The organism is Pseudomonas sp. UME65, from assembly GCF_014170225.1.
Classification (GTDB): domain Bacteria; phylum Pseudomonadota; class Gammaproteobacteria; order Pseudomonadales; family Pseudomonadaceae; genus Aquipseudomonas; species Aquipseudomonas protegens.
In genome coordinates this window covers 262,965-274,305 of record NZ_LZZQ01000005.1, presented here as the reverse complement: position 1 = coordinate 274,305, position 11,341 = coordinate 262,965, and the positions used below count along the sequence as shown (strand labels likewise).

Genomic DNA, 11,341 nt, shown 5'->3' with positions numbered 1-11,341 from the left:
TATCCAGCCCCTGGATAATTTCAATGGGCATTATTCATGAAGCTCAATGTGCAGCGCCTGGACCTCAACCTGTTGCGGGTGTTCGACGCCTTGATGCAGGAGCAGAACCTGTCCCGGGCCGCGGTACGCCTGAACCTCAGCCAACCGGCGGTGAGCAATGCCCTGGCGCGCCTGCGCCGGCACCTGGACGAGCCGCTGTTCATTCGCACCGCCCGCGGCATGCAACCCACCTCCCGGGCCCTGAGCCTGCATGTGGCCGTGCGCCAGGCCCTGCACCTGTTGCAGCAGGGCCTCGATCCTGCTGCGGCGTTCGAGCCGGCGGCGGCCCAGCAACTGTTCACCTTGTCGATGAACGATTACGCCCAGGCGCGCCTGCTGCCGGCTCTGTCCCGACGCCTGCAGCAGGTAGCGCCCGGGGTCCGGCTGGCGGTGCGCAGCGACAGCGCCGACGCCATCGCCGCCTGGCTCGGTGCCGGGATGCTCGACCTGGCGGTGGACTACCTGTATTTCGACAGCCCGGACCTGTGCTACCAGCCGCTGCTTGAGGAGCAACTGGTGGTGATCGGCCGTCGCGACCATCCGGCCTTTGCCCCGGAACTGAGCCTGGAGGCCTACCAGGCTTGCCTGCACGTGGCGATTCCCGATCGGGGTGGGCGCGGCTCGCCCCTGGAAATCGTTCTCGGCTCGGCCAAGGTCCAGCGCCAGGTGCAGGTGTTCGTGCCCAACTACCTGAGCATTCCGCTGATCGTTGCCCAGTCCGACCTGCTGGGCACCGTGCCACGCTACCTGGCGGAGCATTTCTGCGCCTTGCTGCCGATCCGCATCGCCAGCCTGCCGCTGCTGGCGGCGCCGGTGCAGGTCAGCCTGATCTGGCATCGCCAGCAGCAACAGGCGCCGGGCCTGCAATGGTTGCGCAGGGAGATTGCGGCCATTGCCAGTGCTCCATAGTCGCCATGCACTCCGGGTAAACGGGGCGCTGCCCAGGAGGGGCCGGCCTCGGTCGACCAGCTCTGGCTCCGGAATTTCTTGAGAAAGTGCCAAGTCTCAGAAATTTCCTACTTCCATTGGCGAAGTGTCTTGAACTCAGTTGAGTTCAATTTGGCTAGCATGGTTTTTTATCCGGAGCCGCGGTGATGTCGACGCTGAGCGTACTGTTGTTGTGTTCGAACGCTTTTCGGGTTCGACATTTTTCAAGAATTCTCGCGTCTTGCGGTTTTGCTCGGGTACAAGTGATCAGCGATGACTGCGACGGCGCTCAGTTCCCGCCCGCCCTGGATGAACTGGACCTGGTGATCTGCGACTCGCTGCAACCCCTGAACGCCATCCCCTACCTGCGCAGGCTCTGCGAGCACTACGGCTTTTTCTCGATGATGGAATGCGAAGCGCTGCAAGCGCCGATCCGTTGGGGGCTGGCGAACTTTCGGGTGCGTTCCGGCAAGTACTGCGTCGGCAGTTACAGCGAGCTGGACACGCTGCAGATCAGCGCCTTGCTGCTCAAGGCGCTGGCCATCAAGCGTACGGTGAAAGGCCATGCACGTGACGATGCTCCAGGGGCGGCGGGAGCTGATTGCGCCAACAACGACTGGGTGGCCGAACTGGATGTTTCCCAGGCCCTGGAACAGCGGCAGATCGTGCCTTTTTTCCAGCCCCAGGTCTGCATGAAGACCCGGCGCATCACCGGCACCGAAGTCCTGGCCCGTTGGCAGCATCCTCACAAGGGGGTGCTGGGGCCGCAGTTCTTTCTCGACCTGTTCGACAGCCCGCAGGGCCATCGCCAGTTGTTCGATTGCCTGTTGCAGCAGGGCCTGGCGCTGCAGCGGCAGTTGCAGGGCCACGTCAGCGGCGATGCCCTGATGTTCTCCTACAACATTGAGGCCAGCCAGCTGAGCGATCCGCAATTCGCCTTGCGGGTGTTGCAACAGATCGACGAGGCGCAGGTGCCCACGCGCCAGGTGACCCTGGAGATCACCGAGCGCCAGGCTCTGGTCCTGAGCATGCAGTGCATCGAGAACATCAGTGTGCTGGTGCACAGTGGCGTGCGTCTGTCCCTGGATGATTTTGGCACCGGGCATTCCTCGATCATGCGCCTGGCGGACATTCCCTTTGGGCAGCTCAAGCTGGACTCCGGATTTGTCGCCAACGCTACGGGGGCCAAGGAAACCCGGATCATCGAGGCCATCGTGGGGATGGCCGGTGCGCTGAACCTGGAGCTGGTGGCCGAAGGCATCGAGACCGAAAAGCAACGTGCGCACCTGCAGCGCCTGGGTGTCGATGCGGCCCAGGGCTTTCTGTTTTACAAACCGATGAATGCGGCCGCCCTGATCCGGGTCCTGACGTTGAGCCGGCCGCCGCAGCGACAGCTCAGCCAGAGCTAGGATGCAGCGCGGTCACTGCGTCTTGAGCATCACATAGGCTTCACCGCCACGACGGTCGTGCATGAGGATGAAGGTCTGCCCGTTGAGGGTGATCTTGCTCGGTACGCTCTGGGCCACCGGGGTGCTGGAGAACTTGCCGGCCACGCTGAGAAATTGCTGGGTCAGCGAGCTGTCGTTCTGGGTCGGGGTGGTGATCGCGCATTCCTTGTTGGCCTGTATCTGCACGCCCAGGCTTTGGTCCTCGTTCATGCCCATCTTGGCGAAGCCGGCATCGGTCAGGTCACTGATGCCATGGTTGCGCGCGGCGGTCTCGGCGCCGGCGAAGGACGGCGCGGACTTCAGGCAGATATCGCGAAAGGCCAGGATGCCGGCGGAAGTGATGGTGGGCTCCGGGTTGATCTCCCGGGTCACGCTGGAGCAGGCGCCAAGCAGCGCCAGGGCGGTGAGGGTTGCGGCAAGTGGTGCGGTGCGGGGCAGAGTGCTCATGGAAATCCTTGGAAGCAGACGGCAAGGGGGCGGGGAGGGTTCTTGCCGAATGAGGCATCGGCGCCCTGGCAGGGTAGGCAGGGGCATCGTTCAGATCAATCTTTTGTGTGAAAACCGCGTGTTGAATGGTTCCGGGGCGCTGCGGCTGGCGCAGTAATTGCCTGCCTCATGGCTCAGTTCAACGATGGGGCCCGCGGCCATGCAATTACGAGCGTTGCGTTACTTCCACGAGGTGGCCCGGTGCGCCTCCCTGCGTCAGGCGGCGGAGCGCCTGTACGTGACCCCCACCGCAGTCAGCCGGCAGATCGAGCAACTGGAGCACTTCTTCGGCACCGCGCTGATCGAGCGCGGGCCCCGGGGCATTCGCCTGACCGTGGAGGGTGAATGCCTGGCCGAGCAGGTCACCTCCACCTTGCGCGGCTTCGACCAGGTGCGCGATGTGATCGCCAGCCGGCAGAGCCAGGTAGCGGGTAACGTCAGCATCCATGTGTCGGAAAGTATCGTTTCCAGCGTGCTGGCGCCGGTGCTGGCGGCGTTCAACCGGGCCCATCCGAAAGTCACCTTCAACATCGTCATCGCCAGTGCCGGCGCCACTCTGGATGCCCTGTGCAGCGGCGAGGCCGACCTGGGCCTGGCGTTCTACCTGCCGGAACGGGCCGAAGTGGAGGTGACCGCCCACTGCCAACTGTGGCACCGGGTACTGGTCAGCGCCGAGCACCCGTTTGCCCAGTGCCCGAGCATTCGCCTGCAGGATCTGGAGGGCCAGCCCCTGGCGATTCCCGACTCGGCCTACGGCGTGCGCCAGGCCCTGGAGGGCGCGGCGAAAAAGCGCGGAGTGAACATCCTTCCGGTATTCACCACCAGCTCCCTGGAGGTGCAGAAAAGCCTGGCCCGCCAACGTGCGGCAGTGCTGATCCTGCCCCAGGTGGATGCCGAGGCCCGGGACCTGGGGGATGGGCTGGTGGCCGTGCCGATCGACGACCAATACCTGGAGCGGATCCGGGTGGACCTGTGCGTGGTGCGCAACCGGCCCTTGTCAGTGGCGACCCTCAGGTGCCAGGAAATGCTTGTCCGGGCGATGCAACGCCATAGCCTGGCGTAGGAGCGGGGCTTGCCCGCGAAAGCGTTTCCAAGAGCGCTGCACGGCTTACGGACCTCTTCGCCGGCAAGCCGGCTCCTACGGAGGAGGGGCGGTGGTCAGAACAGGTTGAACGGGAAATTCCCCACCAGGCGGAACTCGTCATAGCTGCCGTCGATCTGCCCGCCGCTGGCGCGGTGGTTGTAGACGATGGTGCGCAGCACCGCATCCTTGAGCCGTCCGGACTGCACCACATAGGCCAGCATCAGGCCATTCTCGTTGTGCTTGGCGCCGTCCAGGCCGCGTACGTTGTAGCCGCGGTTGCGGCCATTGCGGTCACCGTCGTACTGGGTGCCATCGATGCCCCAGCCCTTGGCGTGCCACAGGCTGGCGCTCAGCCCGGGCACGCCGTAGGCGGCAAGATCCAGGTCGTAGCGCAACTGCCAGGACTTTTCATTGGGGCCGTTGTAGTCCGAGTACAGGGAGTTGGCCATGTAGTTGCCGGTGGACTCCCACACATAGTCGAAGTACTCGTCGCCGAACACCTGCTGCCAGGCCAGGGTCAGGCTGTGGGCCTGATGGCTGCCGGTCAGCGCCAGACTGAAGGCGTCGTTATCGATGTAGCCCAGGCGCTGCTGGCCCTGGTCCCGGGTGTGGTAGTAGTTGAACGCGGTCTTCAGCGCCAGCCGGCTTTTGTCCCCGGCGCGGTGGGTCAGGCCCAGGTAGTACTGGTCCCACATGTTCTCGAAGCGTGAGGCATAAAGGCTGCCTTCCAGGCCCAGGCCGGGTTTTACCGTCGCCCCCAGGTAGCTGATGCGCTCGCCGCTGTAGGCGCGGTTGCCGAAGGTGGTGGTCAGGCGTTCGCTGCCGGTGCCGGTGCGCGGGATGGCCCGGTCGAAGCTGCCGGCCTGCAGCGACAACCAGTCGGTTTCATGGCTGTACAGGCCCACGCCCTGGAAGCTGGAGGGCAGGGCGCGGTTGTCCTTGTAGCGCAGCACCGGGTTGTCGGTCATCAGGCGCCCGGCCTTGAGCTCGGTGTTGGACAGGCGCAAGCGCACATCGCCGATGCCCAGGCGGCTCCAGGTGGGCAGGGCGTCGCCGTCACTGTCCACTAGCACTCGGTCGCCGCCGTTGGCCACCCGGCCATGACCACGCTCAAGATTGACCGCGCTGAACAGCCCGGCGTCGACGCCAAAACCCACCAGCCCCTGGGTGTAGCCGGAGCTGTACTTGAGCATGCCGGTCTGTACCCAGGTTTCCCGCACCCGGGTGCGCTCGATGCCGTCGGCCTTCTTGATCGACAGGTAGGTGTCGCGCTGGGTGTGCTGGTTGGAATAGTAGTGACGCAGGTTGAGGTCCAGGTGGCTGCCCTGGATAAACCCCGGCGCCTGATCCTGTTGGCTCGGGCGCGGGTTGTCCTGGGCCAGGAGGGTGCTGCTGGCGCTCATGGCCAGGACGCAAAGTACGAGCTGTTTCATGTCGCTTCCCCACAAATCAAAGGCGTCGAACCTCCGCCCGACCGCGGTCATGCGCGGCCGGCAGGGTAGAGGAAGACGCGATGCCGGAAAAGGGTTTTGGGCAGTGAGGCGAATGCTCAGCGGGCGCGGGCTTCTGCGAGCCGTTGGCCGGGGTTGCTGCGCCCGGGTGCTTGCGGGCGGGTTTCCTTGGCGAACCAAGCGGCGGTCAGGCACACCAGGTTGGCCACCAGCAGGTAGCCCACCGGTGACATCGGGTTGCCGGTGGTGCCGATCAGCCAGGTGATGATGATCTGCGCCGTACCGCCGAAAGCCGCCACGCCAAAGGCGTAGACGATGGAGAAACCGGTGGAGCGCACCGCCTTGGGAAAGCTCTCCACCAGCAGCACGATCAGCGCCGCGCCACTCATGCCGTGCAGCCCGGAGAGCACCGCCAGGGTCAGCAGGAAGGTCGTCGGGCTGGGGTGCTCGGTCATCAATTGCAACGCCGGGAACAGCACCAGCAACAGCACCACCCGCGGCGCCATGAGGATGGTGCGGCGGCCGAAGCGGTCGCAGAGCATGCCGCCGGCAATCGCGCACACCGCCATGGCTGCGCCGGCCACCAGGGTCGAGAGCATGGAGATGCTGGTGGGCAGTTTCAGTTCGGTGAGGGCGAAGGTGGTCATGTAGTTGATGAAGTACTGGGTGATGGTGCTGCCGGAGAGAATCAGCAGCCCCAGCACCAGCGCCCGGCGATGCTCGCCGAACACCTGGCGCACCAGGCTGCCGGTGCTGGCTGTCTCACCCTGGCCGTGGAAGGTTTCCGCCAGGTTGCGGCGGATGTAGATGCCGATTGGCAGCACCAAGAGGCCGAACACGAAGGGCACGCGCCAACCCCAGCTGTTGAGGTCCTCGGGGGACAGCACCTGGGTCAGGGTGTAGCCCACGGTGCCTGCGGCCATGGCGGCCACGCCCTGGGCCACCACCTGCCAGCAGGCGTAGGTGCCGCGCTTGTGGGCTGGCGCGGCTTCGAGGATGTAGGTGGTGGCGGGGCCGGCCTCGCCACCCCAGGCCAGGCCCTGGATCAGCCGAGTGAGCACCAGCAGGATCGGTGCGGCGATGCCGATGCTTTCATAGCTGGGCAGGATGGCGATGCTGCCGGTGCCCACGGCCATCATCACCAGGGTCAGGAGCATCGCCGGCTTGCGCCCGACGCGGTCGGCGTAGGCGCCGATCAGCACCGCCCCCAGGGGCCGCACGATAAAACCCACACCGAAGGCGGTGACCGAGAGCATCAGGCTGACAAAGGCGCTGTCGGAGGGAAAGAAGGTGTGGCCGATCATCACCGCAAAGGTGGCGTAGACCCCGAAATCGAAGAACTCCACGGCATTGCCGAGGATCACCGCGAATACGCTGCGCTTGCCTCCCGCCGCGTTGGGCGTTTCGGGCTCGGGTGTGGCGGATGGATTGGACGCTTGGCTGTGCATACTGGCCCCTCGAATTTTTATTCATAGGTTGCCCAGGCCCCGGGCGGCAAGGCCCGGGGCTGGGGTGAAGGTGGCAGTTTCGGTGTATCAGTGGGACGGCGGGTTCGGCCAGTTGTGGATCGCTCCACGCCAGCTCTCATAGGTCTTGGCCACTTGCAGCAGCCATTGATCGGCAAAGCGCGGGGCGATCATCTGCAGGCCGATGGGCATGCCATCGGCGGCGAAACCGCAGTTGATCGACAGCGCCGGTTGTTCGCCCATGTTCCAGGGCAGGGTGAAGACGATGTGCTCGAACGGCTGCTGCGGGTCGTTGCTCGGTGACGGCCACTGGGCGGGAAAATGGTTGACCTGGTTGGTGGGCGACAACACCAGGTCGAACTCGCTGAATACCTGGGCGGCACGCCGACGCATCTCGAAGGTCTGGTTGAAGCCCAGCACCGCCTCGACCCCGGACAGGTCGGCCCCCGGCGCCGCCCAGTCGCGGATATAGGGCAGCACCTTGGCAAACTGCTCGGCGCCCAGGGCCGAGAGTTCCGCCCATTGCCGGGCGCGCCAGAAGCGGTCGAGGCCGTCCAGCTGCGCGCGGTCCATGATCGGCGCCAGGGTACGGACCTGGGCGCCGTGGCTCTCGAACAACCGCGCGGCCTGTTCCACCGCTGCGCAGACAAAACCTTCCGGCTGCAGCCCCGCGCCGGGTTCCAGCATCAGGCCGATCTTCAAACCGTTGACCGACACCGGCTCATCGCTCCAGTCGCCGGTCAAGGGCGGCAGGCTGGTGGCGTCCCGGGCATCGGGTCTGGCCAGGTGGCGCATCAGCAGCACCGTATCCTCGACGCTGCGGGTCATGGGCCCGGCGCAGCGTCCGGTGTAGTAGGGGTCGATGGGAATCCGCCCCAGGGTCGGCTTGAACCCCACCAGCCCGCACCAGGCGGCCGGCAGGCGCACCGAGCCGCCGATGTCGGTGCCGATATGCAGCGGCCCGTAACCGGCGGCTGCTGCGGCCGCGGCACCGGAACTGGAGCCGCCGGTATTGCAGGCGGTGTTCCAGGGGTTGCGGGTAATGCCGTGGAAGCTCGACAGCCCCGAAGACAACATGCCGAAATCCGGCACCGTGGTCTTGGCCAGGATGATCGTCCCGGCTTCACGCATCCGCGCGGCGGGTGGAGCATCCTGCAACGCCGGCTTCAGCGTGGTGGCCGCGCTGCCCAGCGGGATTGGCGTGCCTTGGGTGGCGATCAGTTCCTTGATCGTCACTGGAATCCCGTCCAGCGGGCCGTTGGGGGCGCCCTTGTTCCAGCGCTCGGTGGCGGCCCGGGCCTGCAGGCGCACCTGCTCCGGATCGAAGGCGTAGAGCGCACGGATATGCGGCTCCCAGCGCCCGACATGGGCCAGCAGATGCTCGTAATAGTCCAGTGGCGAGAGGGTGCGGCTGGCGAATTGCGCCAGCAGCTGGGTGGTGGAGAGATCGTGCAAATCAGTCATCGAACGCATCCTTGTGTCGGGCGTCAGTCGGGTTGCTGATGGCCCGACTGTATCGCTTCCACCCTAGCCCAACCATCACAAAGGACGCAGCCTGGTGTTGCGTTTTTGTGAGCACTGCAGCGGCGTATCCCTTGGCCCGATTGAATACGGCCCCACCCAATCGCGACGTTCTGTAGGAGCGGGCTTGCCCGCGAAGGCGGCCTCAAGGTTTGCCCAAGGCTCGCGGGCCTCTTCGCCGGCAAGCCGGCTCCTGCGGGATTCTGCACGATGCCGGTACCAGTGTCGCAGGACGGGGGCTTGGGGGTGGGGGCTGGACGACGCCGCTCATAGGCCCGGCACAAGCGCAGCACTTGCTCGTCGGCAAAGCGTGCGCCCACTACGTGCAGGCCCACGGGCAGGCCGTCGTCGGCAAAGCCGCAGGGCAGTGAAGCCGCCGGCTGCTGGGTCAGGTTGAAGGGGTAGCTGAAGGGCGTCCATTCCATCCATTCCCCCAGGCCCGAGCCCGGTGGGACGTTGTGTCCGGCGGCGAACGCAGTCAGGGGCAGCATGGGCGAGAGCAGCAGGTCGTAGCGCTCATGGAAGGCGGCCATGTGGGCCACCAGGGCGGCGCGCGCCTCCAGGGCGGCGCTGTAGTCGCTGAGGCTGATGCCTTCGCCCTGTTCGGCGATGCGCAGCAGGCCCGGGTCCAGCAAGGCGCGCTGGGCGGGGCTGAGGGCTGCGGTCAGGCGCGCCGCTCCGGAGAACCACAGGGTATTGAACATCTCCAGGGGATCACTGAAACCGGGATCGACCTGCTCGATCTGTGCCCCCAGTTGCGCCAGGCGCTCCACCGCCCGGGCCACCACTCGCGCCACTGGCGGGTCGACCTTGACGTAGCCGAAGTCCGGGCTGTAGGCGATGCGCAGGCCCTTGAGGCTGGCATTTTCCGGTAACCAGGGCGTGCTGCGCGGTGCGCCGAGCAGGCCGTCACGGGCATCCGGACGGGCCACGGTCTGCAGCATCAGCACGGCGTCATCGACGCTGCGGGTCATCGGCCCCAGGTGCGAGAGGATGTTCATCGCGCTGGCCGGCCACTGCGGCACGTAGCCGAAGGTCGGCTTGATGCCGAAGGTGCCGGTGAAGGCGCAGGGAATGCGGATCGATCCGCCGGCATCGCTGCCCTGGTGCAACACGCCGAGGTTCAGCGAGGCCGCTGCCGCTGCGCCGCCGGAAGAGCCACCGGCCGTCAGGCGGGTGTCCCAGGGGTTGCGGGTGATGCCGTACAACGGGTTGTCGGTCACGCCTTTCCAGCCGAATTCCGGGGTGGTGGTCTTGCCCAGCAGCACCGCGCCGGCCGCGCGCATGAAGCCGGAGAAGGGCGCGTCGACTTCCCAGGGGCCGGCGGCCAAGGTAGTTTTCGAGCCCTTGCGGGTGGGCATGCCACGGGTCAGGGTCAGGTCCTTGATCGACGCCGGCAAGCCGTCCAGGGCGCCGCAGGGCTGGCCCTTGAGCCAGCGCTGTTCGGAGGCCCGTGCCGCGTCCAGGGCCCCTTGGTGGTCGATATGGCAATAGGCGTTGACCAGCGGATTGAAGCGCTCGATACGCGCCAGGGCGTCTTCGGTGACCTCCACCGGTGACAGGCGCTTGTCACGGTAATGGCGCAGCAGTTCGACGCCGCTCAAGGCGGCGATGTCAGTGGCTTGCTTCATAGCGATTGAGCTCCTTAAGCGGCATTGACCATGGCCCGCAGCAGGACCGCGCAGCCGTCGGCCAGGTCCTGGGGCGCGGCGTTTTCAATTTCGTTGTGGCTGATGCCGCCCTCGCAGGGCACGAAGATCATCCCTGCCGGGCCCAGCTCGGCGATGAAGATCGCGTCGTGCCCGGCGCCGCTGACGATGTCCATGTGGCTCAGCCCCAGGTGCTCGGCGCCCTGGCGCACGGCGGCCACGCAGGCGGGGTCGAAGTCCAGCGGCGGGAAATCGGCGGTGGCGGTCAGCTCGAACGTCAGGCCGTGCTGGCGGCAGCTGTCTTCGATCACCTGGCGCACTTCATCGACCATGGCTTGCAAGCGGTCGGCGTGCAGGTGGCGCAGGTCGAGGGTCATCTGCACCTGCCCGGGGATCACGTTGCGCGAGCCCGGGTGCAGGCTCAGGCAGCCCACGGTGCCGCAGGCATGGGGCTGATGGGCATGGGCGATGCGATTGACCGCGCTGACCACTTGCGCTGCGCCTACCAGGGCGTCCTTGCGCAGGTGCATCGGCGTCGGCCCGGCGTGGGCTTCGACCCCGCTCAGGGTCAGGTCGAACCACTTCTGGCCCAGGCAGCCCATGACCACGCCAATGGTGGTCTGGCGGTCTTCCAGCACCGGCCCTTGCTCGATATGCGCTTCGAAATAGGCGCCCACCGGGTGGCCGAGTACCGCACGCGGACCGGCATAGCCGATGCGCTGCAGCTCGGCGCCCACCGACAGGCCCTGTTCATCCTGCTTGGCCAGGGTCTCGGCGAGGTCGAACTTGCCGGCGAACACTCCCGAACCCATCATGCACGGCGGGAAGCGCGAGCCTTCCTCGTTGGTCCAGACCACCACTTCGATCGGCGCCTGGGTTTCCAGGCCCAGGTCGTTCAGGGTGCGGATCACCTCCAGCCCGGCCATCACCCCGTAGCAGCCGTCGAACTTGCCGCCGGTGGGCTGGGTGTCGATATGGCTGCCGGTCATCACCGGGGCTCGGTTCGGGTCACGCCCGGCGCGGCGGGCGAAGATATTGCCGATGCCGTCCACGCTGACGCTGCAGCCGGCTTCTTCGCACCAGCGCACGAACAGGTCCCGGGCCTGCCGGTCGAGGTCGGTGAGGGCCAGGCGGCACACGCCGCCCTTGGCGGTGGCGCCCAGTCGGGCCAGGTCCATCAAGGACTGCCAGAGGCGCTCGCGGTTGATCAGCGTGGCATTGCTGTGCAAGGACTGCAGTGGGTCCAGTCGACTGTTCATGGCATTTCTCC

At 66.2% G+C, this 11,341-nt stretch carries 8 protein-coding genes and 1 pseudogene; 3 read left to right on the top strand and 6 right to left on the bottom strand.

The features are described 5' to 3' along the window. Window positions 1-36: 36 nt before the first annotated feature. Window positions 37-948, top strand: coding sequence for a LysR family transcriptional regulator (locus A9971_RS04810; protein ID WP_011061963.1), 912 nt, complete (start codon window positions 37-39; stop codon window positions 946-948). A 281-nt stretch (window positions 949-1,229) separates the two neighbouring features. Next, a complete protein-coding gene (locus A9971_RS04805; protein WP_183000944.1) occupies window positions 1,230-2,375 on the top strand; it encodes an EAL domain-containing protein in 1,146 nt (381 codons plus the stop codon). Between the two features lie 12 nt (window positions 2,376-2,387). Here A9971_RS04805 and A9971_RS04800 read toward each other — a convergent pair whose 3' ends face one another. Further along, on the bottom strand, window positions 2,388-2,861 hold the full coding sequence (locus A9971_RS04800) for a hypothetical protein (protein ID WP_015636104.1): 474 nt from the start codon (window positions 2,859-2,861) through the stop codon (window positions 2,388-2,390). A 199-nt stretch (window positions 2,862-3,060) separates the two neighbouring features. On the opposite strand from A9971_RS04800, the gene A9971_RS04795 reads away from it, so the two are divergent. Then, a complete protein-coding gene (locus A9971_RS04795) occupies window positions 3,061-3,963 on the top strand; it encodes a LysR family transcriptional regulator (RefSeq protein ID WP_015636103.1) in 903 nt (300 codons plus the stop codon). A gap of 95 nt (window positions 3,964-4,058) precedes the next feature. On the opposite strand, the gene A9971_RS04790 is transcribed toward A9971_RS04795, so the two are convergent. The 5 genes and pseudogenes from A9971_RS04790 to A9971_RS04770 form a co-directional block, all read right to left on the bottom strand. Then, a complete protein-coding gene (locus A9971_RS04790) occupies window positions 4,059-5,417 on the bottom strand; it encodes an OprD family outer membrane porin (RefSeq protein ID WP_183000943.1) in 1,359 nt (452 codons plus the stop codon). 116 nt (window positions 5,418-5,533) lie between these two features. Next, entirely contained in the window at window positions 5,534-6,883 is a 1,350-nt protein-coding gene (locus A9971_RS04785) for a citrate-proton symporter (RefSeq protein ID WP_011061958.1), read from the bottom strand. 87 nt (window positions 6,884-6,970) lie between these two features. Then, entirely contained in the window at window positions 6,971-8,365 is a 1,395-nt protein-coding gene (locus A9971_RS04780; RefSeq protein ID WP_183000942.1) for an amidase, read from the bottom strand. A 287-nt stretch (window positions 8,366-8,652) separates the two neighbouring features. Then, window positions 8,653-10,053, bottom strand: a pseudogene (locus tag A9971_RS04775) (amidase); the annotation flags it as partial. 14 nt (window positions 10,054-10,067) lie between these two features. Further along, the gene (locus A9971_RS04770; RefSeq protein ID WP_183001490.1) at window positions 10,068-11,330 is read right to left on the bottom strand and encodes a Zn-dependent hydrolase; all 1,263 of its coding nucleotides are present in this window, start codon (window positions 11,328-11,330) and stop codon (window positions 10,068-10,070) included. Window positions 11,331-11,341: the final 11 nt, after the last annotated feature.

Excerpts from the sequence above, each read along its gene's own strand:
- A9971_RS04810 (WP_011061963.1), top strand. The coding sequence starts at position 37 with ATGAAGCTCAATGTGCAGCGCCTGGACCTCAACCTGTTGCGGGTGTTC.
- A9971_RS04800 (WP_015636104.1), bottom strand. The coding sequence starts at position 2,861 with ATGAGCACTCTGCCCCGCACCGCACCACTTGCCGCAACCCTCACCGCC.
- A9971_RS04795 (WP_015636103.1), top strand. The coding sequence starts at position 3,061 with ATGCAATTACGAGCGTTGCGTTACTTCCACGAGGTGGCCCGGTGCGCC.
- A9971_RS04790 (WP_183000943.1), bottom strand. The coding sequence starts at position 5,417 with ATGAAACAGCTCGTACTTTGCGTCCTGGCCATGAGCGCCAGCAGCACC.
- A9971_RS04785 (WP_011061958.1), bottom strand. The coding sequence starts at position 6,883 with ATGCACAGCCAAGCGTCCAATCCATCCGCCACACCCGAGCCCGAAACG.
- A9971_RS04780 (WP_183000942.1), bottom strand. The coding sequence starts at position 8,365 with ATGACTGATTTGCACGATCTCTCCACCACCCAGCTGCTGGCGCAATTC.
- A9971_RS04770 (WP_183001490.1), bottom strand. The coding sequence starts at position 11,330 with ATGAACAGTCGACTGGACCCACTGCAGTCCTTGCACAGCAATGCCACG.